Here is a 21,652-nt window from a genome sequence, read left to right as displayed (position 1 = left end):
AGAGGCCGCAAAGAAGATCTTGAAAACTCGAGGTTTTCCTGACCCACGTAGCAGCGGGTCAATTTTCGAGCCGCTTGATGGCCTCTAGCACATCAGGCACGCGGGTCTGCTCGATCATATGGCCTGCACCTTTGAGCACAGTCAGACGCGCATGGGGCAGGGCACGGGCCGTGGGGCGCGAATGGATCTCTAGCCCCACGGTGGTGTCCTGATCGCCATGCAACAGCTCGACCGGCACGCTCACCTTGCCATAATCGGGGACCATCTGCGCAATCTCGGCCTTCAGATGCGCCCGCTGGCGTGCATTGGCCCGCATCGTGACGCGGCGCAGGGTCATATCGGGGCCGAAATGCGCGATATAGCCGTCGGGCATCGCTTCGGGCTCGAAGACCTCTTCGACTGCGGATGTCACAGCGCTCTCGGGGGCCCAAGCGGTGATCAGCGGCACGGCAAGCGTCTGGCCCAATGGCGGCGCTGTCAGCTTGTAAAGCCATGGCAGATCGCCCTCCCATGTCTGGGACGCCGCTGACAGAAGCACCAGAGAGCTGAGGCTGTCGGGCGCTTGCGTGGCCCATGCCAGCGCCACTGCCCCGCCATAGGAATGGCCCAGAACCATCGGGGTCTTCGCGCCCAGTTGGTCCACTGCCTGTCGCAGCACGGCGGCTTGCTGGAAAATGCTGTCATCTTCCATCGGCTGCGAATAACCGAAACCGGGGCGGTCGACGATGAAGAGCCGGTGGTCCTCGACAAGCGCGGGGGCCAGCCGGAAGGTCATGTCGCGCAGGCTGCCCGATGCGCCGTGGATCAGCACGATCTGGGGCGCATCTTCCGGACCTTCGACCTTCACATGCACGATCTGGCCGGCATGCGGGCCATCCGCCAGCGTCACCATTGTGCCGGTAGGCGGATAGCGGGCCTCTGCGCGCGCCTCGCGATGTTCAGCCTTCAGCACGGTGCAGCCCGACACCACCCCCGCGCAAAGCGCCAGTAAAAGCGGATATTTAAGCGCCGATATCGCGAAGGTCATAAGGGGTATCCTGATAAATCTGGTTGATCCAGTTGCCGTAAAGAAGATGGGCATGGCTGCGCCAACGATTTTTAGGCATCCGGCTGGGGTCGTTCTCAGGATAATAATTCACGGGAAGGGCAACCGGTTTCCCCGATGCCAGATCACGATCATATTCTTCTTTCAGCGTGGTGCTGTCATATTCGAAGTGGTTGAACACATAGAGTGCGCGCGAAGCGCTGTCCTCGACAAGACAAGGGCCGGTTTCATGGCTGTCGAGCAGCATCTTGAGCCCCGCGGCCTCCATCTCGGATCGGCGCATCTCGGTCCAGCGCGAGACGGGCACCAGACAGTCATCGGAAAATCCGCGCAGGAATACCGAGGTCGGGTCACAATTGTCGTGGCGGTAGAGGCCGAACTGTTTCTTGGGCAGGATATGTTTGGGAACAGCGTTGTTGTGATAGGCCATCGCCATGCCGCCCCAGCAGACGCCGAAGGTGGAAAACACATGGGTCCGCGCCCAGTCGAAGACGCGGCGGAGCTCGTCCCAATAGGTGACCTCCTCGAAGGGCAGATGTTCTATCGGGGCACCGGTGATCAACAGCCCGTCAAAGCGCTCGTCCGCGGCCTCGACCTCGGCGAAGGGGCGGTAGAAGGCCTCCATATGTTCGGCCGCCGTATTCTTGGTCTGGTGCTCGCTCATACGGATCAGCTGGAAATCGATCTGCAGGGGCGTCGCACCGATCAGACGCGCGAACTGGTTCTCGGTCTGGATCTTCTTCGGCATCAGGTTCAGGAGCCCGATCCGCAGGGGCCGGATGTCCTGCGTCGCTGCACGCCCCGGGCTCATCACCATGACGCCTTCCTTCGACAGGATGTCAAAGGCGGGAAGCGTTTCGGGGAGGGTGATGGGCATTGGTCTAATCCTGAAAAGGGGTATTGGCGGGATTTAGCAGATAGGTGCTAACAGGTTATTTGGGAAGGGCGGAGGCGATCAGCTGCGTGAAGTCCTGTTCATCGCGCACGGTTGCCACCTGTTCGGCCTTCAGCGTGATGCCCCAGTTCCGCGCCATCGCGTCGTAGCGCGGCTGACGGTGTTCGAGCGCCTGACGGTAGGTCCAGCGGACAAAATCATCAGGGTTCACCTCGTCTTCCTTGAGGCCGCGCTCCACACGGTATTCCACCCATTTCCGTTCGAGGAACTGGGGTTGGTAATACATGGGCTTGGGGGCACGATCAAAACGGCGCACCAGCTCGTCGGTATGGGCGTCAGAGCCCTCGATCCAGACCATCAGATTGTGGGTGGAAAGCTCCGACAGGATCGGGTCCTTTGGATCCTCGGGGTTGACCACCTCGCAGATCGAACCACCGGAATCACAGATGAAATTCGGGATGTTATAGATGTTACGGGCGCGACGAATGAAATGGGTCGTGTCCAGCAGGGCCGCCGTCTCGGCGCGCATATGCTGGTTCTGGCGCAGCATGTATTCCTCGAAGGGCAGACCACCCTTTTGCGGCGATCCGGGTTTGCCCAGATAGGTCGAGAGGGGCGCCAGATTGTCGAATGTGATGTTGGAGGCGATATAGACCGCATCCTGCAACAGCAGTTCACGCAGGAACGGGACCTTCATCGCCTCGCTTTTGAAGTTGTCGGCGATATACTCGCCCATATAGCGGGTGCCGATCCGGTAATCGACGGAGTAATGGAACCAGCCGCCCGCCGCGCGGAGCATCGACGAAAGATAGGTCTTGCCCAGACCCGACATGGCAAACAGCAGAACCTGCTTGTTCTTTGTCGAAAGCCACTCGGCCTGTGTTTTGTAGATCGGTGATCTGTAACTCATCGGCATGCCCACCCCGTCTGCATTTGGTTGCAGCTTTATCGGGTTATGGGGCGAAGGTCACGGGTGTTTTGCGCTCAGAAACGGTAGCTGATCCGCATCCCCGCACCCCAGCCGGAATTGTCATCGAACCCGGCGATGCGTGTGTCGGCGCCGCCAATCTCGACATAGCGCAGTGCAAAGCTGCTCGACACGGCCTCATGGGTCCAGGTCGCGGCAAGCGTGAGGCTTCGATAGCCATCGGTCGGACCGAGATTGCCCACGATATTACCGCTCGAGGGTTCATAGGTCGCGATCACCGCGCCCGACCAGCTTTCGGTGAAACGATGCCCGAGACCGAGCGAATAGGTCACCGTATCCTCGATCGGATCAACGAGATTGCTACCGTCGCTGCTGAAGGCGGTGGCGCGGTAGAGGCCGGGAGCCACCGAGAACGCACTCCAGTCGGTCCAGCGGATGGTGCCGAAGAGAAGCGTGTCGGGGGCGATACCGGTTTGCGCTTCCAGGAGCACCGATTGCGGGATCTCGCTCGTCCAGCTCGTGGTGGCGGTCTGGCTGCCATAGGGCGTGCTATAGGTTTCCCGCCCGTCGAAGTCATGCGTGATCGAGGAGAGATAGGTGAGCGCCACGCGCGCGCCGATCTCGGGCTTTTCCCAAGCCACCCCAAGGATATACCCCATATCCGTCTCGCGCGAGGCGTCCACATCATAGCCGAGGGTGACGCCCGGCAGGCTGGGCGGGGCAAGGTTCAGACTGGCGATCCCTGTCATCTGTTCCACGAGAATACCTGCGAGGGTGGAGATGGCAGGGGTCAGGCGGTAACGCAGAACGCCGGTCAGAGCGCTGCTATCCAGAGTTGCGGAGGAGCCCTCGAGAATATAGCCGGAGCCGGTCCGCGGATAGGAGACATCGGCCCCGTAGGGATGATCGAAGCTGATCATCAGATCCGTTCTGTCCCCCAGAAGCAGCTTGGCGCCCAACGTCCAGAGACCGAAATCCGTCGTCATATCTCCCGATCCTGTGCCCGCCAGCGGCCCGAAGGCCGGAGAAAGCCGCCCCGAGACATCAGGCCGGAAGCCGCCCAGCTCGAATTGCACGACACGCCCCTGTTCGAAGAGGAGGCCGGTCGAAAAGGCAGTTCGCTCGATGCCGCCTGCAAATACCGGCGCGGTCGAAAGAGCGCAGAGGGCACAAGTCGTCATCAGCGTGAGCGGTGCAAGCATAGCAAAGGTCCATCAAGGGAAATATCAAAGAAATCGGACGTGTGAGGCTACGTCTGGCGCAACTCGCCCCCTAGGTGTGTTTGCGCTATAAGTCACCAGAAATTATGAAAGATCGTGAATCCGATCAACCATATGGCAGAAAGCGCACAGGCGATGATAGCTGCGGCCCAGACCGTATATCGCGGGGCCGGTATCTCCGGCAGGTTCATTTTGCTCGACATTTCCGGTCCCTTTTTTCGAGAGTTCGGATGGCATTAAGCACGCGTTAGGTGAATTTGTGCTTAACAGAGACTATGAACAGGATATCGGTTACAGAATCGCGCTTGGATGCCGAAGGGTGGAATGCCGCTCTGCAGGCATTCAATGCTGCATATCCACCTGCCTATCAGCAATTCGGTGCCTATGGCGAGATTGCGCGGGCGGGGGGGCGGCGTGTGGCCCGTTTGGTGCTTTCGCTGAAGGAAGAGCGCATCGCGCTGGCGCAGGTGATCGGACGGCGCGGTCTGTGGTGGCTCGGGCGTGGGCCTGTCTTTGCCAAGGGGGTTTCCGAGGCGGATCGGGCACGGGCTTTGCGGGCACTCGCACGGCGTTTTGCGCCGGGTCTGTTTATCGCAACGCCCGAGGCACCGGTTGCTGGGCGTGGCCTGATCCCCATCGTCACCGCGCGCCATCAGGCGCTCTGGGCCTTGGGCCCGGATGTGGCCAATCTGCGGTCTTCTCTGGACGGAAAATGGCGCAACCGCTTGGCTTCGGCCGAACGAAAGGGGATGCGGATCACGCTGGAGGAAGATCCGGCTTGGCTTCTGGATGCCGAGCATCAGCAAAGAAAAAAACGTGGTTACAAGGCCTTGCCGCGTGACTTTACCACCGCATGGGAGATGGCGATGCCCGGATCGGTGCTCTCTCTTGGGGTGCAATCCGATGCGGGAGAGCGGCTGGCAGGGGTTGTCATGATGTGCCATGGGCGCTCGGCGACCTATCAACTGGGCTGGTCCGGTGAGGAAGGGCGCAAGACGGGGGCGCATAACTTCCTGCTCTGGCAGGTCTCGATCGCGCTTAGGGCGCAGGGTATTCGTTATATCGATCTGGGCGATATCAATTCCGAAGAGGGCGCCGGGCTGATGCGTTTCAAGCTTGGCACAGGCGCGAGTGTGCATCGCCTCGGGGCAACCATGCTGGTGCTGCCGATCTAGGCACCTCCGCCTGAGCGTCTTCGGGCAAAGAAAAATCCGGAGCATTCCCATGCTCCGGATCGGGGTTCTGTCACCAAAGGCCCGCAATCAGCCGATGCGGTAATTCGGGCTTTCACGGGTGATCTGCACGTCGTGCACATGGCTTTCCTTCAGGCCCGCGCCGGTGATACGGACAAATTCGCAGCCCTTGCGCATATCCTGGATCGTGGCCGAACCGGTATAGCCCATAGCCGCGCGCAGACCGCCCACCATCTGGTGGATCACGGCACCGGCTGCCCCTTTATAGGGAACCTGACCCTCGATCCCTTCAGGCACGAGCTTGTCGGATGCGGCATCCTTCTGGAAGTAACGGTCGGCCGAGCCGCGTGCCATCGCACCCAGTGACCCCATCCCACGATAGGACTTGTAGGAGCGGCCCTGATAGAGGATGACCTCGCCCGGAGATTCATCGGTCCCGGCAATCGCCGAGCCGACCATGGCACAGCTGGCACCTGCCGCGATGGCTTTGGCGAAATCGCCCGACATCTTGATGCCGCCATCGGCGATGATCGGGGTATCACCTGCGCCGGCCACACAATCCATGATCGCGGTCAACTGCGGAACACCAACACCCGCCACAATACGGGTGGTGCAGATAGAGCCCGGACCGATGCCGACCTTCACAGCATCCGCGCCCGCATCGATCAGCGCCTTGGTAGCGGCCGCCGTTGCCACATTGCCTGCAACAACCTGCACATCCGAACGGTAGGCCTTGATCGCCTCGACAGCCTTGGCAACACCCGCAGAGTGGCCATGCGCGGTATCGATCACGATCAGATCGCACCCCGCATCCACAAGCGCGGTCGAACGTTCATAGCCTGCATCGCCGACGGTCGAGGCCGCAGCCACGCGCAGGCGACCTTTCTCGTCCTTGCAGGCGAGCGGGTTCAGAACAGCCTTCTCGCTATCCTTCAGCGTGAGAAGACCCGTCAGATGGCCATTGGCATCGGTCACCAGAAGCTTCTCGATCCGGCGCTCTTTCATCAGCTTGCGGGCCTCGTCGCGGTCGGCGGGCTCTTGCAGGATGGCGAGATTATCGCGGGTCATCATCGCCGAGACGGGCGTTTTGGCATCCGAGGCAAAGCGCATGTCGCGATTGGTCACGATGCCGACCACGCGGTTGTTCTCGTCCACCACGGGGAAGCCCGAGACATTGTAGCGGGTCACCAGATCCTGTGCATCGGCCAGCGTCTGGTCGGCGCGCAGGGTGATCGGGTTGTAGACGATGCCGGATTCGAACCGCTTCACACGGCTGACTTCCTCGGCTTGCTGGTCCACCGACAGGTTGCGGTGGATTACGCCCATTCCGCCAGCCTGAGCCATGGCGATCGCCATGCGGCTTTCGGTCACGGTATCCATGGCCGAGGAGAGAAGAGGGATATTCAGGCGGATCGATTTGGTAACGAAGGTCGAAACATCGGCCGTCGAGGGCAGCACACTGGATGCTGCTGGAACTAGAAGGACATCGTCGAAGGTAAGCGCCTCGCGAATCTGCATAACCGGGTCTCCGTGGCAGGGTTCGTTTGACGCTTCCTCCTTTCACCACTTCACAGGAAAAGCAACCCCATGAACGTAATGATTCGTGCATAGGGGCTGTGCATCCCGAGAAAAGGGCAATGGGTCGGGGTGTGGGGCTCACGCAACGTCGGGAGTTTGATTGCCACAAGGCACTGGCTAAATCGTGAACAACACTGGCAAAGTCACCGATCTTTGCGTAGCGATAGGAAAAAGGAAGAGGTTCCCATGACCCCGGCAGCCCGGGTCGCAGCAGCGATCGAGATTTTGGATTTGGTTCTGTCGGGCAATCCGGCGGAGCGGTGCCTGACGACATGGGCACGCAATAACCGCTTTGCAGGCTCGAAAGACCGTGCAGCGATCCGCGACCATGTGTTCGATGCGCTGCGTTGCCGCGAGAGTTTTGCCCGTCTGGGCGGGAGCGCGGGCGGACGGGGTCTGATGATCGGGGCCTGCCGCGCCGAGGGGCGGGATCTGGCCGAGGTGTTTTCCGGCATCGGGCATGCGCCTACGCCGCTCTCGCCCGAGGAAGAACAGGCGCTGCTGGGGCCGGTTCCCGAGGGGGTGGAGCTGCTTGACTGGCCCGAATGGCTGGTTCCCCGGCTCAAGGACGATCTGGGCGCGGATTTCGGGCCGGTCAGTCTGGCGCAGCGCGAACGCGCGCCAGTGTTCTTACGGGTCAATCTGGCGAAATGCACGCGCGAGGATGCACAAGCCCAGCTGCGCTGCGATGATATCGATGCCGAGCCGCATCCGGCGGCGCTGAGTGCGCTGAAGGTGACGCGGGGCGCGCGCAAGCTGCGCAATGCCCGTGCCTATCAGGAAGGTTCGGTCGAGCTGCAAGATCTTGCCTCGCAGATCGCCATAGAGGCGCTGCCGCTCGAGGGCGTCTCGCGCGTGCTCGATTACTGCGCGGGCGGTGGCGGCAAGGCGCTGGCGCTTGCGGCGCATGCACCGCATCTGAAGATCGACGCGCATGATATCGATGCGGGACGGATGAAGGATCTGCCGGTCCGTGCCGGGCGCGCGGGCGCGCGGATCAATGTGCTCCTGCCCGAGACCGTGGCGGGAGAGTGGGATATGGTGCTGATCGACGCGCCCTGTTCGGGATCGGGCACCTGGCGGCGGACACCCGATGCGAAATGGGCACTGACGCCCGCCCGCCTCGATGAGCTGGTGCGTCTTCAGGACCGGATCCTGCGCGAGGCTCAGGCCTATGTCGGGCCGGGCGGATATCTCGTCTACATGACCTGTTCGCTGCTTAAATGCGAGAATGACCAGCAGGCTCAGAAAGTTTCGGTTAACCCTGAATGGGAATGGATTGACCATCGCCAGCTGACCACTCAGGATGGCTCGGACGGGTTTTTCTATTCGATATTCAAGCGTGTGGCCGAATGATCTGTGGTCGCTGGCCTCGTATATATCCGCCGCAGGAGACACAATTAGAGGTTGTGCTTTGATGCCTGTTAATTTGCCCTTAACTGATTTGATGCTTCATGCCTGAGAACAAAGACAAAAACGAGGTTCATAAGGTGGCGCATCCCGATCAGCCCGTGGAGAACATTGGCAGAAATGCCGGTGTTGCGAGCTCTGGTGCCGTATATCTGCTGATGGCGGCGCTGGGGGCGATCGTGGCGGGGCTGGTGGTGCAGGACCGGATCGTGATGATCGCGCTGTTTGCGGTGGCCACAACTTTTGTGGCGATCTCGGTCGGAATGAAGCTGACCCAGGTCTGGGCGCGCAGGCAGCGGCGACAGATGCATCTGCAGATCGCGAATTTCGTGGCGCAGGATGCCTCGCCCTCCTTCACGACCGATGCGGAAGGAGAGATCGGCTATCAGAACCGCGCGGCGCTGGAACGGTTCGGCTCGCGCGGGCAGCAAAGCCTGACCCATACATTGGGCGAGCTGTTTGCCAATCCCGGATCGGTGCTGAACCGGTTGCAGGCAAAGGCTACGGCTCTGGGCGCTGCGCGCGAGGATCTGGTAACCCGTCGCGGCCATGTGCGGTTGTCGGTGCATCAGATCGGCGATGGTGATTTCCTCTGGCGGCTGGAAGATATGGCCGAGCGCCCCTCTGGCGGGCGCGGGGCCGAGACCATCAGCCTGCCGATGCTGACCGCGTCTAAAAACGGCACGATCCTGTTTATGAATGAGGCACTGCGCCGCCTAACGGGCGAACGGTATCGCACGCTCGACCGTATTTTCAATGACCTGCCTCTGCGTTCGGGCGAAGAGCACGAGATCGGAACGCCGAACGGCCCGATCCGCTGCCTTGTGTCCGAGATCGAGGCTCGCGCGGGTCGGCGCGAGATCTATCTGCTCCCTGTGTCGGAAAACCGGCCGATCCCGCATGATCCGGCCTCGTTCGAGGCGCTTCCCGTGGCGCTTTTGCGTGTGGACGGGCAGGGGCGCATCATTGCTTCCAACCGCGCCAGCCGGGCGCTCCTAGGGCTTTTGCCGCCCAATCCGACGATGGTCGATATGTTCGAGGGATTGGGGCGGCCGGTGAATGACTGGGTCGTCGATGCGCTGGCAGGACGTGCCGAACATCGCCCTGAAGTGCTCCGGACCCGTCACGGCGATAAGGAGACCTATCTTCAGATCACGCTCAGCCGTGTGGTCGAGGAGGGGCGTCCCGGATTGGTTGCGGTTCTTTCGGATGCGACGCAGCTGAAAACGCTGGAGGCGCAATTCGTCCAGAGCCAGAAGATGCAGGCTATCGGCCAGCTGGCTGGCGGTGTTGCGCATGATTTCAACAACCTGCTGACGGCGATTTCGGGCCATTGCGATCTGCTGATGCTGCGCCACGATAAGGGCGATCCCGATTTTGCCGATCTCGACCAGATCTCGCAGAATGCCAACCGTGCGGCGTCGCTGGTCGGACAGCTGCTGGCCTTCTCGCGCAAGCAGACCTTGAAACCGCAGGTGCTGGATCTGCGCGATACGCTCTCCGATCTGACCCATCTGCTAAATCGCCTCGTTGGGGAGAAGGTCTTGCTGTCGCTCCAGCACCCCCTCGATCTGCGCCAGATCAGGGCCGATAAACGCCAGCTCGAACAGGTTCTTATGAACCTCGTGGTGAATTCGCGCGATGCCATGCCGGAAGGCGGAGAGATCCGGATCGAGACGGAGAACCTCTATCTCAAGGAAGATTTCAAACGCGATCGAGTCTCGGTACCCAAAGGCGATTACGTCTCCGTCAAGGTGATCGACGAGGGTATGGGGATTGCGCCCGACAAGCTGATCAAGATTTTCGAACCCTTCTACACGACCAAGCGCACGGGCGAGGGCACCGGCTTGGGGCTTTCGACGGCCTACGGGATCATCAAGCAGACGGGGGGCTATATCTTCTGCGACTCGGTGCTCGGCTCGGGCACCTGTTTCACGATCCTGCTTCCCGCGCATGACAAGACACAGGCCGATGAGGAGGATGTTGCCAAGCCGATCGTCACGCAGGAACTGGCGCAGAATGACCGCACGGCCACTGTATTGCTGGTCGAGGACGAGGCCCCGGTGCGGGCTTTTGCGTCGCGCGCGCTCAAATTGCGCGGCTATACCGTTTTCGAAGCCGAGAATGCCGAAGAAGCGCTGGAAATCCTCGAGGACGAGGGGCTGACAGTGGATATTTTCGTGACCGACGTCATCATGCCGGGAATGGATGGGCCGACATGGGTGGTCGAGGCGCTCAAGAAGCGTCCCGGTACGGCGGTTGTCTTCATGTCGGGCTATGCCGAGGATGTTTTCCTCGATGGCAAACCGCCGATCAAGGGCTCGGCCTTCCTGCCCAAGCCTTTCTCGCTCAGCGAACTCACGGCGACGGTGCAGAATCAGCTTGGCTGAGGCTGAGCCATTTCCTCATAGAGGTGGAAATCATCTGCCATGAATGCAACCAAGCGCGCCTCGACGGGCGCGCTCAGATCCGTGTTGACCATAGGCGGCACATTGATCCGTGGCAGCGATATCTCGAACATCAACCGGTCTTCGAGAAAATGTACGAAATCCTGAATGTTTTCGTAGCGGTAGAGTCGATCCACAAGCAGTTTGCCTTGACCGTCGGTCAGATAATGGGCCTGAGTTTTGAGTTGCGCATAAGCCGGAAGAGAACCTGTCATGAAATCCAGGGTAAAGGTCTCGAAGCTTTTCCCCTGAAGGGGGTTCTCGGGTAGATCGAAGCTATCCCGCAGCAGGAAACGATACCATGAGCGCAACCACTCCACGGGATGCCGGATCAGGGCGACGGTTGTGAAAGGGGTGTCGGAATTCTCTGTCAGATAGGGCTTGAGATGGTTGTGGAAATCGAGCGCCGTCATATGCTTGAGAGGAACCGGACGCTGCATCGAAACAGAGGCGAGGGGTTCCAGCGCGGTTTCGATCGCTGTCGATCCGGCCTTTGGTGTCGCAAGAAAAACCAGCTTTTGGTCCCAGAATATGAGCATTGTCCGCCTAAAATTTTATCGATCCTGTGCATCTGCCGCGATGCAATTGGCATATAAACTATTGATTAACCAAACGGGCGCAAGGTTTATGAAGCCGATGGCTTGAATTGTTCTTGTTTTGGTCCCAAATTCGGCTTAACGAACATTACTAGAACATTCACCATGTCCGGGCAATTGTGATCCGGCGTGCACTGTGAAATAAGGAGATGATCCTAATGGTAACGGCGGGCCTTTTCGATATGGCGGACAAGATGAAAGCAGATAAGCAGAAAGCACTGGAATCGGCGCTTTCGCAGATTGAGCGACAATTTGGCAAAGGCTCGATCATGAAGCTTGGCGAAGGCGCCAAGATCGATATTGAATCGACCTCGACAGGCTCTCTGGGGCTGGATATCGCACTGGGTATCGGTGGGTTGCCGAAGGGCCGGATCGTCGAGATCTACGGGCCCGAAAGCTCGGGCAAGACCACGCTAACGCTTCACACGGTCGCGGAAGAACAGAAGAAGGGCGGGGTCTGTGCCTTCGTCGACGCCGAACATGCGCTGGATCCGTCCTATGCACGCAAGCTGGGCGTTAATCTTGATGAACTACTGATCTCGCAGCCCGATACCGGCGAGCAGGCGCTTGAAATCGTCGATACGCTCGTGCGCTCGGGCGCGGTGAGCCTTGTTGTGGTCGATTCTGTCGCGGCACTGACGCCGAAAGCCGAGATCGAGGGCGACATGGGCGATGCGACGGTCGGTGCGCAGGCACGCCTGATGAGCCAGGCCATGCGCAAGCTGACCGCATCGATCGGCCGTTCCAACTGCATGGTCATCTTCATCAACCAGATCCGTATGAAGATCGGCGTCATGTTCGGTAACCCCGAAACCACATCGGGTGGTAACGCGTTGAAATTTTACGCCTCCGTGCGTCTGGATATCCGCCGTACCGGCGCGGTGAAGGACCGTGACGAGGTGGTGGGGAACGCGACCCGCGTGAAGGTGGTCAAGAACAAGGTGGCGCCGCCCTTCAAACAGGTCGAATTCGACATCATGTATGGCGAAGGCATCTCCAAGGTTGGCGAGTTGATCGACCTTGGCGTAAAGGCCGGTGTCGTCGAGAAATCGGGCGCGTGGTATTCCTACGGAGATGAGCGGATCGGGCAGGGGCGCGAGAACGCCAAGCAGTTCATGCGTGATCATCCCGATGTTGCGGATGCGATCGAAGCGAAGATCCGTTCGAGCCATGGTTTGAACCTCGATTCCGACGATAAGGATGATGCGCTGACAGAAGAGGAATAAGCCTCTTTTGTAAGCGTAGTAAGAAAACCGGACCGTCATGGCCCGGTTTTTTATTGCTTGGCAGATTAAGCTGACTAAAGTCAGATATAATGTAAAACATAGGTCAGGTATTATGCGGGATGTCGAAAGAGGCGTGGATCGCCTGCGGCGCTTCAACAGGGTGGTGACGCTGGAACTCGGAGCGCTGGATGCGAGCTTTCTGGGGCGCGGGCGGCCGCTTCTGGAGGCGCGGGTGCTGCATTCGGTAGGATCGGGAGTTTCCGATGTCGGTGAACTGCGTGAGCGGTTGAATCTCGATTCCGGCCTGATGAGCCGGCTTTTGCGCAAGCTCGAGGCCGAGGAGCTGATCGTTCTCTCGCCCGATCCGAAAGACGGCCGCCGCAAGCGCATTTTGCGCACGCGTAAAGGGGAGCGGGAATTCGAGGCTTATGAGGCCCTATCCGATCAGGCGGCGCAGGCCGTGCTTGCGCGGGTGAAAGATCGCGACGCGTTCCTGAAGGCTGTGGATCTTGTCGCCTCGGTGATCGGAAGCGAGCGGATCGAAATTATCGAGGTCGATCCCGATGATGCCCGCGCGATCGCCTGTGTGAACGCCTATGTGGCCGAGCTGTCACGTCGTTTTGGCGAGGACTTCGACCGCGCGCGCTCCGGCGAGCCCGAGGCCTATGCTATGCGCCCGCCGCGTGGGACCTTCCTTCTTGCCCTTTCCGAAGGGGTGGCGATGGGATGTGTCGCGCTCAAGGATATGGGGGAACGTGCTGAAATCAAACGGCTCTGGGTCGATCCCTCGGCGCGTGGGATGCGGCTCGCTCAGCGTTTGATGCGCGAGGCCGAGACACGCGCCTATGCTTTGGGGCATCGGGAACTGGTGCTCGATACTTCGGCAAAACTTCCCGAGGCACGGGCTTTCTATCTTAAAACCGGCTGGTCCGAGATCGAGCGCTATAACGATAACCCCTATGCCGATTATTTCTTCCGCAAGGAATTATAGACCACAACAGCCCGATCTCGCCGCGCTTTGCTGGACAGCCAGCCCGCGCGGCGCTAAACGGGTGAAAATCCCCAAAAAGGGCGCATGATATGGTCTCTCTGAACGAAATCCGGTCCACCTACCTCAACTTCTTCGAGCGGAACGGGCACCGGATCGTGCCCAGCTCGCCGCTGGTGCCGCGCAACGACCCCACCCTGATGTTCACGAACTCCGGCATGGTGCAGTTCAAGAACTGCTTCACCGGTGTCGAGAAACGGGATTATACCCGCGCGACCACCGCGCAGAAATGCGTGCGCGCAGGCGGCAAGCATAACGATCTCGACAATGTGGGCTATACCGCGCGTCACCACACGTTTTTTGAAATGATGGGGAATTTCTCCTTCGGTGACTATTTCAAGGAAGGTGCGATCAATTACGCATGGGAGCTTCTGACGAAGGATTTCGATATCCCGAAGGACAAGCTTCTGGTCACGGTTTACCACACCGATGACGAGGCCGCCGAGATCTGGAAAAAGGTCACCGGTTTCGAGGATCACCGCATCATCCGCATCCCCACGAAGGATAACTTCTGGCAGATGGGGCCGACCGGCCCTTGCGGCCCCTGCACCGAGATCTTCTTCGACCACGGCGAGCATATTTCAGGTGGGCCTCCGGGCAGCCCCGACGAGGATGGCGACCGTTTCATCGAGATCTGGAACAACGTCTTCATGCAGAACGAGCAGTTCGAAGACGGTTCGATGGTCGAGTTGGACATGCAGTCGATCGATACCGGCATGGGTCTGGAACGGATCGGCGCGCTCCTGCAGGGCAAGCACGACAATTATGACACCGATCTGATGCGCCATCTGATCGAGGCCTCGGCCCATGCCACCTCGACCGATGCCGATGGTCCGGGCAATGTCCATCACCGCGTGATCGCCGATCACCTGCGCTCGACCTCGTTCCTGATCGCCGATGGCGTGATGCCTTCGAATGACGGGCGCGGCTATGTGCTGCGCCGCATCCTGCGCCGCGCCGCGCGTCATGCGCATATGCTGGGGGCCAAGGATCCGGTGATGTTCAAGCTGGTGCCGGCGCTGGTGCGCGAGATGGGCGCGGCCTATCCCGAGCTGGGTCAGGCGCAGGCGCTGATCGAGGAGACGCTGAAGCTGGAAGAGACCCGCTTCAAGGTCACGCTCGACCGTGGTCTGAAGCTGCTCGATGACGAACTGGCGAACCTTCCCGAGGGCGCGGCCCTTCCGGGCGAGGCGGCGTTCAAGCTCTATGATACCTATGGCTTCCCGCTGGATCTGACGCAGGACGCGCTGCGCGAGAAGAAACTGACCGTCGATACCGACGGGTTCGATGCGGCGATGGCCGAGCAGAAGGCCAAGGCGCGTGCTGCATGGTCCGGCTCGGGTGAGGCGGCAGATGGCAAGATCTGGTTCGAGCTGGCCGATAAGCTGGGCGTGACCGAATTCTTGGGCTACGATTCAGAAGTGGCCGAAGGCCAGATCACCGCGCTTGTCGCGGAAGGGGCAGAGATTGCCGACAGCACCGGCACCTGCATGATCGTGGTCAACCAGACGCCGTTCTACGGCGAGTCCGGTGGTCAGGTTGGCGATACCGGCCTGATCGAGACCGAAACAGGCAAGGCGCGCATTACCGACACCAAGAAGGTGGCGGGCGTGTTCATCCACATCGCCGAGGTGACCGAGGGAAAGATTGCCCGCGGTCAGGGCGCACGTCTGGTTGTGGACCATGCGCGCCGCTCGGCGATCCGTGCGAACCACTCGGCCACGCACCTCTTGCACGAGGCGCTGCGCCGTGCGTTGGGCGATCATGTGGCCCAAAAGGGCTCGCTCAATGCCGAGGACCGTCTGCGGTTCGATTTCAGCCATGCCAAGGCGCTTTCGCCTGAGGAAATGGCCCGCGTCGAGGCCGAGGTGAACGAGTTCATCCGCCAGAACACTGCCGTTGATACTCGCATCATGACCCCCGATGACGCCCGCGGCCTTGGCGCTCAGGCGCTCTTTGGCGAGAAATATGGCGATGAGGTCCGCGTGGTCTCGATGGGCAAGCTGGCGGGCTCGGGCAAGGGCACGGCGGGTGATGTCTATTCGCTGGAGCTTTGCGGCGGCACCCATGTGACCCGCACCGGTGATATCGGGGCCTTCGTGGCGCTTGGCGATAGCGCCTCCTCCGCGGGTGTGCGCCGCTTCGAGGCGCTGACCGGTCAGGCCGCGATCGACTATCTCAAGGCGCAGGAAGCGCATCTGGTCGAGGCAGCTCATGTTCTCAAGGCGGCGCCTGCTGACCTGGCAGAGCGTGTGAAAGCGCTTTCGGACGAGCGCAAGGCTCTGGCCAATGAAGTGGCACAGCTGCGCCGGGAACTGGCTATGTCGGGTGGGTCCACCGGCGGTAACGAGGCCGAAGAGATCAACGGCATCAAGGTTGTGGCGCAGTTCCTGACTGGTGTCACCGGCAAGGATCTGCCGCCGCTGGTGGATGAATACAAGACCAAGCTCGGTTCGGGCGCGGTGCTTCTGGTGGCCGATGCCGGTGGCAAGGCGGCTGTGGCCGCAGGTGTGACCGAGGATCTGACCGCGCGTCTGTCGGCTGTGGATATGGTCCGTGCGGCGGCCGGTGCGCTGGGTGGCAAGGGCGGCGGTGGCCGTCCCGATATGGCGCAGGCAGGCGGTGCCGATCCGTCGAAATCGGATGAGGCCATTGCCGCGGTCAAAGCGCTGATCGAAAGCAAATAACCAAACGGGGCTGCAGGGAAATCCGCGGCCCTTTTTTCTGACAGGAGAGAACCGATGCCGGGTGCTTATTGGATTGCCCATGTGACCGTGACCGACCCCGAGGCCTATGGCAAATATGCCGAGCTGGCAGGCCCTGCTATTGCCGAGAGTGGCGGTAAGTTTCTGGCGCGTGGGGCGCGTTTCGTGCAACTCGAGGGCAAGGAGCGCCCGCGCAATGTAGTGGCCTGGTTCCCGAGCCTCGAGGCCGCCGTGGATTGCTATAACGGTCCGTCCTATCAGGCCGCGCTCACCCATGCCAAAGGCGCAGCCGAGCGCGAACTGCTCGTCGTCGAGGCGATGGACTGACCCTCAGATCTTGCGCGAGGCGCCTTCAGGGGCGCGTCGCGACGCGGGCCTCACTGTCGCCCGTGGTAGTGCGCAGGCTTTTGCGGAGTTTTCTGAGTTTCCAGTGATCGGTCTGCCGCAATGCCAGATCGGTCCCGCGCATCGCCAGCGCGTCATGCCCGCGCGCGTGGGCATTCGTCAGCATCAACGTCGTGTAATACACATATTGATGGCGCACGCGGAGCGCCCGGGCCAGCCATCTGTCGCTCAGATCGCCCGTCAGCGCGTGGAGCGACACCTCTTTGAGGAGACGGAGTTTCAGCAGAACGAACGGGAGCTTATGGCCGAAATGGCGTAGCTGGTGAAACCGGACCTGCGGGGCGGTAAGCCGTTCGGCATGGGCTTTATCCTGGGCGATGAACGGGTCGTAGAAGATCTCCGCCGAGGCGAGATCTCTCGTACTATAGGCGGCATCACCATAGGGAAGGGACCAATCGCCTTTCAGGGCCGCAGCGGCGTACCGGTCCTCGAAAGGCACGCGGGAGGGATCGAGCGTCGATTGCGGCGCAAAGGCCACCACATGCGCCCCCGGCGCGAGCCGCGAGAAGGTCAGCGCCCCGAACCCGCCCATCGAGGCGCCGTAAAAGCTCACACGGTCGAAGCGTTTGAAAAAGCCTTCGTCGCGCAGGGTCTCGAGCGCCGCGATCAGTTCTGCATCGCGATACCAGTCATTGCGGTTGTTGATGACGCCGAGCACCGACCAGCCTTGTCCCTGAAGCAGGTGTTGTCCCCAAGGATGCTGCTCGCCGCCAGTCTGGCTTGTCGTGAGATTGCCGAAGCTGACCACCAGATGCCGCCCCGCGGCCCCGCCTTGCGGCAGATAGGCCAGCGCGTGATGCGCCAGCTCGTGACAGAATCCACCCGATTGACGGGCCTCGTCGGTCACGGCGCGAAAGGAGCGGTCAGGGATCACGGTCTCGTTCATGCGTATTTCCTGTTTGTCGCGGGAAGGATAGTCCCGTAAGGCATCAAGGTAACGCGCCGTTTGTCCTGACGTTCCGATTGGCCCCCATGTGTTGAGTTTGCGCTTCACATCTGTCCGCACTCAGGCTAAGAGATGGCCCATGACCCAGACCGCAACCATCACGATCTGCTGCATTATCGGCTGACATCCGTCGGGCGGTCCGGTCATGCTTTCCCAAAGCTCACACCCCGAACCCGCCCGAGCGGTGGCCGTTTCATGCTGTGGGGGAGAGATTAGAGATGACCCAGATACGCTTGCGCAACACGATGTCCCGTCAGGTGCAGGATTTCGCGCCGATTGATCCGACAAATGTGCGGCTCTATCTGTGCGGGCCGACGGTCTATGACCGCGCGCATCTGGGCAATGCCCGCCCTGTGGTGGTGTTCGATGTGCTGCAGCGGCTGCTGCGCCATGTTTACGGGGCGCAACAGGTGACCTATGTCCGCAACTTCACGGATGTGGATGACAAGATCAACGCGACCGCTTTGAAACGCCGCGAGGAGGGGGCCGCAGGCACGCTCGAGGAGCTGATCCGTGCCCGCACCGAGGAAACCATCGCCTGGTATCATGCCGATATGGACGCTTTGGGGGCCGAGCGCCCGGATCACGAACCGCGCGCGACCGATTACATCAATGCGATGATCGCGATGATCGAGCGTCTGATCGAACAGGGTCATGCCTATGCCGCCGAGGGCCATGCGCTCTTCCGTGTGCGCTCGTATAAGGACTACGGCAGGCTTTCGGGGCGCTCGGTCGATGATATGATCGCGGGCGCACGGGTGGAGGTGGCGCCCTATAAGGAAGATCCGATGGATTTCGTGCTCTGGAAACCTTCGGATGACGGTTTGCCGGGGTGGGACAGCCCGTGGGGCCGTGGCCGTCCGGGCTGGCATATTGAATGCTCGGCCATGAGTTATGAGCTTTTCGGCGAGAGTTTCGATATCCATGGTGGCGGCATCGATCTGCAGTTCCCGCACCACGAGAACGAGGTGGCGCAAAGCTGCTGCGCCCATCCCAAAGGCGAGTTTGCCCGTTTCTGGCTACATAACGAGATGCTGCAGGTGGAGGGCAAGAAGATGTCCAAATCCCTGGGCAATTTCTTCACCGTGCGCGATCTGCTCGATGAGGGCATTCCGGGCGAGGTGATCCGCTTCGTGTTCCTGCAGACGCATTATTCGAAGCCGATGGACTGGACGGCCGAGAAGGCGCGCCAGGCGGAGGCGACGCTGCGCAAGTGGCGGGCGGCCGTTGCGGGCATCGAACCCGCGCCGGCCGCAGCGCCCTCGGTCATCGACGCGCTGGCGGATGATTTGAACACGGCGGGCGCCATCGCGGCATTGCATGCGTTGGGCGATCCGGCGGAGTTGAAGGCATCGGCACAGATGCTGGGGCTGTTGCTGGATGATATGGGCGCGTGGGCCGAGGCACCGGTGGTGGATCTGTCGGCCTATGCCGAGCATCTCGCCGCCCTGCGCGCGAGCGCGATGGAGACCAAGGATTTCGCCCCCGTCGATGCGATGAAGCAGGCGCTGGTTGCGGCGGGGGTCGAAGTGCGGATGTCGAAGGCGGGGGTGGAGCTTTTGCCAGCCGTGGGATTTGCACCGGAGAAGCTGCCTGCGCTCTGAGGTGCGGCAGAGAGGGAGAGAAACGGTGAAAGAGCGTCTTTATCTTTATGACACGACCCTGCGCGACGGGCAGCAGACCCAAGGGGTGCAATTTTCGGTGGCCGAAAAGGTCAAGATCGCGCAGGCGCTCGACCGGATCGGGGTGGATTACATCGAGGGCGGCTGGCCGGGGGCAAACCCGACCGATAGCGATTTTTTCGAGGCGCGTCCCGAGACCCGCGCGACCTTTACCGCATTTGGCATGACCAAGCGGGCGGGGCGGTCAGCGGCCAATGACGAGGTGTTGGCGGGGGTGATGAATGCCAAAACGCCTGCGGTCTGTCTGGTCGGCAAGACCCATGATTACCATGTGTCCACAGCGCTCGGGATCACGCTCGAAGAAAATCTCGAAAGCATTAGCGCCAGTGTTGCCCATATGGTGTCCGAGGGGCGTGAGGCGCTGTTTGATGCCGAGCATTTCTTTGACGGATTCAAGGCGAATCCCGGCTATGCGCTGTCCTGCGCGCGGGCGGCCTATGAGGCGGGTGCACGCTGGATCGTGCTATGTGATACCAACGGCGGGACGCTGCCTGCCGAGATTTCCGCCATCGTGGCCGAGGTGATTTCGGCGGGTATTCCGGGAGAGCGTCTGGGCATCCATTGCCATGATGATACAGGCATGGCTGTGGCCTGTTCGCTGGCCGCGGTGGATGCGGGGGTGCGCCAGATCCAGGGCACCCTGAACGGGTTGGGCGAGCGCTGTGGCAATGCCAATCTCACCGCATTGATCCCGACGCTCCTTCTGAAAGAGCCCTATCGCTCGCGCTTTGACACGGGAGTGCCGGAGGCCGAGCTTGCGGGGATCACGCGGCTCTCGCGCAAACTCGATGATATTCTCAATCGCGTGCCTTTGCGCTCGGCCCCCTATGTCGGCGCTTCTGCCTTTACCCATAAGGCAGGGCTTCATGCCAGCGCGATCCTGAAGGATCCGGCGACTTACGAGCATATCCCGCCCGAGACGGTGGGCAATACGCGGCAGATCCCGATGTCCAATCAGGCCGGGCAGTCGAACCTGCGCGCGCGTCTGGCGGATATGGGGCTCGATATCACCAAAGGCGACGAGCGGCTGGGGCAGATTCTCGACGAGATCAAGCGCCGCGAGGATCACGGCTATGCCTATGACGGCGCCCAGGCGAGTTTCGAGCTGGTGGCGCGCCGCGCACTGGGGGAATTGCCGCGCTATTTCAAGGTCGAACGTTACCGCGTCGTGATCGAGCGCCGTCATAACGGGCGCGAGATGGCAAATTCCTCCGAGGCGGTCGTCGTGCTGGAAGTGGGCGGGGAGCGGATGCTCTCGGTCTCGGAAAGCTGGGATAACGAGGGCTATGATCAGGGGCCTGTCAACGCTTTATGGCAGGCGCTGGCCAAGGATCTCGGGCCCTATCAGTGCCATATCGAGGATATGAAACTGGTCGATTTCCGCGTGCGGATCACCGGCGGCGGGACGGCGGCCGTGACGCGCGTGGTCATCGATAGCGAGGATGGCAATGGCAACCGCTGGTCGACAGTGGGCGTGAATGCCAACCTCGTGGACGCTTCCTTCGAGGCGCTTCTGGAAGCGATTCAGTGGAAATTCCTGCGTGACGGGGTGCGCCCGCTATGAGGGGGTTGACCGAGGCCGAGGCGCATTGTGCGAAACTTGTCGAGGAGGGGGATCCCGAACGGTTTCGCGCACTGATGGCGACGCCCGCGGCCGACCGGCGCAGGCTCTGGCCGCTCTATGCGGTCAATCTGGAGCTTGCGCGTGCGCCCTGGGCCTCTAAGGAGCCGATGATTGCCGAAATGCGCGTGCAATGGTGGGTCGATGTGCTGGAGGCGCTGCGTGATGATGGATCGCTGCCGCCATCGGAGATCGGTCCGGCACTGGCAGGGTTGCGCCCCGTTGCGGGGTATCTGGTCGCGCTGGCCGAGACGCGACGGCGTGATTGCTGGCCGGAGGAATTTGCCGATGGGGAGGCGCTCTGGGCCTATCTCGACGGAACGTCCGGGGCGATTTATTGCGCGGCGGCGCAGCTCATTGGAGCCTCCGATGCGGAGGTGGCCATGCGGCCACACGCACAGGCGGCGGGGCTTGCGGCCTATCTACGCGCGGTGCCCGAGATCGTGCGGCGGGGACGTCACCCCTTGCCTGACGGACGGCCGGAGGCCGTGGCGGCGCTGGCGGCAGAGGGCCTGATGCGGCTTGATGCAGGGCCCTTGTCGCGTCTTGGACGGCGCGCATTGCTTCCGGCGTGGGAAAGTCGTGCAATTTTGAGCGATATTCTTCAGGATCCAGAAAGTGTTAGCCAAGATTTTCCAATAAAAAACAGGTTGAAGCGACAGTTTTCCTTCCTGTTTGCGGCGATGAGAGCCTAAGCCTATTCCAGC

Annotated in this window: 17 protein-coding genes; 10 read left to right on the top strand and 7 right to left on the bottom strand. The window is 61.0% G+C overall.

What is annotated here, in order from left to right; translation table 11 throughout:
* Positions 1–58: 58 nt before the first annotated feature.
* From WDB91_RS12965 to WDB91_RS12950, 4 genes are all read right to left on the bottom strand, one after another.
* A complete protein-coding gene (locus WDB91_RS12965) occupies positions 59–1,027 on the bottom strand; it encodes an alpha/beta hydrolase (protein WP_339112960.1) in 969 nt (322 codons plus the stop codon).
* Positions 1,002–1,922: a homoserine O-succinyltransferase gene (metA, locus tag WDB91_RS12960; protein WP_339112959.1), complete on the bottom strand. Its 921-nt coding sequence runs from the start codon at positions 1,920–1,922 to the stop codon at positions 1,002–1,004. The genes WDB91_RS12965 and metA overlap by 26 nt, the downstream gene beginning before the upstream one ends.
* Before the next feature lie 55 nt (positions 1,923–1,977).
* Positions 1,978–2,850 (bottom strand): ATPase, encoded by an 873-nt coding sequence (locus tag WDB91_RS12955; RefSeq protein ID WP_339112958.1) that lies wholly within the window; start codon positions 2,848–2,850, stop codon positions 1,978–1,980.
* A 74-nt stretch (positions 2,851–2,924) separates the two neighbouring features.
* On the bottom strand, positions 2,925–4,070 hold the full coding sequence (locus tag WDB91_RS12950; RefSeq protein WP_339112957.1) for an outer membrane protein transport protein: 1,146 nt from the start codon (positions 4,068–4,070) through the stop codon (positions 2,925–2,927).
* A gap of 293 nt (positions 4,071–4,363) precedes the next feature.
* On the opposite strand from WDB91_RS12950, the gene WDB91_RS12945 reads away from it, so the two are divergent.
* Positions 4,364–5,263, top strand: a complete 900-nt coding sequence (locus WDB91_RS12945; protein ID WP_339112956.1) for a GNAT family N-acetyltransferase — start codon at positions 4,364–4,366, stop codon at positions 5,261–5,263.
* An 87-nt stretch (positions 5,264–5,350) separates the two neighbouring features.
* On the opposite strand, the gene guaB is transcribed toward WDB91_RS12945, so the two are convergent.
* Complete coding sequence (gene guaB / locus WDB91_RS12940; protein ID WP_339112955.1) at positions 5,351–6,799, bottom strand: IMP dehydrogenase; 1,449 nt, start codon at positions 6,797–6,799, stop codon at positions 5,351–5,353.
* A 246-nt stretch (positions 6,800–7,045) separates the two neighbouring features.
* On the opposite strand from guaB, the gene WDB91_RS12935 reads away from it, so the two are divergent.
* Together WDB91_RS12935 and WDB91_RS12930 are read left to right on the top strand one after the other, a co-directional pair.
* Positions 7,046–8,215, top strand: coding sequence for an RsmB/NOP family class I SAM-dependent RNA methyltransferase (locus tag WDB91_RS12935; RefSeq protein ID WP_339112954.1), 1,170 nt, complete (start codon positions 7,046–7,048; stop codon positions 8,213–8,215).
* A 98-nt stretch (positions 8,216–8,313) separates the two neighbouring features.
* Positions 8,314–10,659, top strand: a complete 2,346-nt coding sequence (locus tag WDB91_RS12930) for an ATP-binding protein (RefSeq protein ID WP_339112953.1) — start codon at positions 8,314–8,316, stop codon at positions 10,657–10,659.
* On the opposite strand, the gene WDB91_RS12925 is transcribed toward WDB91_RS12930, so the two are convergent.
* Complete coding sequence (locus WDB91_RS12925; protein WP_339112952.1) at positions 10,647–11,255, bottom strand: hypothetical protein; 609 nt, start codon at positions 11,253–11,255, stop codon at positions 10,647–10,649. The genes WDB91_RS12930 and WDB91_RS12925 overlap by 13 nt on opposite strands.
* Before the next feature lie 215 nt (positions 11,256–11,470).
* On the opposite strand from WDB91_RS12925, the gene recA reads away from it, so the two are divergent.
* The 4 genes from recA (at position 11,471) to WDB91_RS12905 (ending at position 16,618) form a co-directional block, all read left to right on the top strand.
* Complete coding sequence (gene recA, locus WDB91_RS12920) at positions 11,471–12,538, top strand: recombinase RecA (protein ID WP_339114522.1); 1,068 nt, start codon at positions 11,471–11,473, stop codon at positions 12,536–12,538.
* Between the two features lie 112 nt (positions 12,539–12,650).
* On the top strand, positions 12,651–13,529 hold the full coding sequence (locus tag WDB91_RS12915) for a helix-turn-helix domain-containing GNAT family N-acetyltransferase (protein ID WP_339112951.1): 879 nt from the start codon (positions 12,651–12,653) through the stop codon (positions 13,527–13,529).
* Positions 13,530–13,618: 89 nt separating this feature from the next.
* Complete coding sequence (gene alaS, locus WDB91_RS12910) at positions 13,619–16,273, top strand: alanine--tRNA ligase (RefSeq protein WP_339112950.1); 2,655 nt, start codon at positions 13,619–13,621, stop codon at positions 16,271–16,273.
* A gap of 54 nt (positions 16,274–16,327) precedes the next feature.
* Positions 16,328–16,618 carry a DUF1330 domain-containing protein gene (locus WDB91_RS12905; protein ID WP_339112949.1) on the top strand — a complete coding sequence of 97 codons (291 nt, stop codon included), beginning with the start codon at positions 16,328–16,330 and terminating at the stop codon, positions 16,616–16,618.
* A gap of 25 nt (positions 16,619–16,643) precedes the next feature.
* Here WDB91_RS12905 and WDB91_RS12900 read toward each other — a convergent pair whose 3' ends face one another.
* Entirely contained in the window at positions 16,644–17,582 is a 939-nt protein-coding gene (locus WDB91_RS12900; RefSeq protein ID WP_339112948.1) for a hypothetical protein, read from the bottom strand.
* Positions 17,583–17,860: 278 nt separating this feature from the next.
* Between WDB91_RS12900 and cysS the strand changes: the two genes are divergently transcribed.
* Genes cysS through WDB91_RS12885 form a run of 3 tightly spaced genes read left to right on the top strand, consistent with a single transcriptional unit; the run spans position 17,861 to position 21,640 of the window.
* Positions 17,861–19,246 carry a cysteine--tRNA ligase gene (cysS, locus tag WDB91_RS12895; RefSeq protein WP_339112947.1) on the top strand — a complete coding sequence of 462 codons (1,386 nt, stop codon included), beginning with the start codon at positions 17,861–17,863 and terminating at the stop codon, positions 19,244–19,246.
* A gap of 25 nt (positions 19,247–19,271) precedes the next feature.
* Positions 19,272–20,888 carry a citramalate synthase gene (cimA, locus tag WDB91_RS12890; RefSeq protein ID WP_339112946.1) on the top strand — a complete coding sequence of 539 codons (1,617 nt, stop codon included), beginning with the start codon at positions 19,272–19,274 and terminating at the stop codon, positions 20,886–20,888.
* Entirely contained in the window at positions 20,885–21,640 is a 756-nt protein-coding gene (locus tag WDB91_RS12885; RefSeq protein WP_339112945.1) for a squalene/phytoene synthase family protein, read from the top strand. Before cimA ends, WDB91_RS12885 begins: the two co-directional genes overlap by 4 nt.
* Positions 21,641–21,652 lie beyond the last annotated feature (12 nt).

The organism is Thioclava sp. GXIMD2076 (assembly GCF_037949795.1).
Classification (GTDB): Bacteria; Pseudomonadota; Alphaproteobacteria; order Rhodobacterales; family Rhodobacteraceae; genus Thioclava; species Thioclava kandeliae.
The sequence above is the reverse complement of the archived record's forward strand: the minus strand, read 5'-3'. Positions and strand labels throughout refer to the sequence as shown.

What these genes read in the sequence shown, in the direction of transcription:
- cysS (WP_339112947.1), top strand. Translation starts at nt 17,861, where the DNA reads ATGACCCAGATACGCTTGCGCAACACGATGTCCCGTCAGGTGCAGGAT.
- WDB91_RS12950 (WP_339112957.1), bottom strand. Translation starts at nt 4,070, where the DNA reads ATGCTTGCACCGCTCACGCTGATGACGACTTGTGCCCTCTGCGCTCTT.
- WDB91_RS12965 (WP_339112960.1), bottom strand. Translation starts at nt 1,027, where the DNA reads ATGACCTTCGCGATATCGGCGCTTAAATATCCGCTTTTACTGGCGCTT.
- WDB91_RS12900 (WP_339112948.1), bottom strand. Translation starts at nt 17,582, where the DNA reads ATGAACGAGACCGTGATCCCTGACCGCTCCTTTCGCGCCGTGACCGAC.
- WDB91_RS12915 (WP_339112951.1), top strand. Translation starts at nt 12,651, where the DNA reads ATGCGGGATGTCGAAAGAGGCGTGGATCGCCTGCGGCGCTTCAACAGG.
- WDB91_RS12955 (WP_339112958.1), bottom strand. Translation starts at nt 2,850, where the DNA reads ATGAGTTACAGATCACCGATCTACAAAACACAGGCCGAGTGGCTTTCG.
- metA (WP_339112959.1), bottom strand. Translation starts at nt 1,922, where the DNA reads ATGCCCATCACCCTCCCCGAAACGCTTCCCGCCTTTGACATCCTGTCG.
- guaB (WP_339112955.1), bottom strand. Translation starts at nt 6,799, where the DNA reads ATGCAGATTCGCGAGGCGCTTACCTTCGACGATGTCCTTCTAGTTCCA.
- WDB91_RS12945 (WP_339112956.1), top strand. Translation starts at nt 4,364, where the DNA reads ATGAACAGGATATCGGTTACAGAATCGCGCTTGGATGCCGAAGGGTGG.
- WDB91_RS12935 (WP_339112954.1), top strand. Translation starts at nt 7,046, where the DNA reads ATGACCCCGGCAGCCCGGGTCGCAGCAGCGATCGAGATTTTGGATTTG.
- WDB91_RS12885 (WP_339112945.1), top strand. Translation starts at nt 20,885, where the DNA reads ATGAGGGGGTTGACCGAGGCCGAGGCGCATTGTGCGAAACTTGTCGAG.
- recA (WP_339114522.1), top strand. Translation starts at nt 11,471, where the DNA reads ATGGTAACGGCGGGCCTTTTCGATATGGCGGACAAGATGAAAGCAGAT.
- WDB91_RS12930 (WP_339112953.1), top strand. Translation starts at nt 8,314, where the DNA reads ATGCCTGAGAACAAAGACAAAAACGAGGTTCATAAGGTGGCGCATCCC.
- WDB91_RS12905 (WP_339112949.1), top strand. Translation starts at nt 16,328, where the DNA reads ATGCCGGGTGCTTATTGGATTGCCCATGTGACCGTGACCGACCCCGAG.
- WDB91_RS12925 (WP_339112952.1), bottom strand. Translation starts at nt 11,255, where the DNA reads ATGCTCATATTCTGGGACCAAAAGCTGGTTTTTCTTGCGACACCAAAG.
- alaS (WP_339112950.1), top strand. Translation starts at nt 13,619, where the DNA reads ATGGTCTCTCTGAACGAAATCCGGTCCACCTACCTCAACTTCTTCGAG.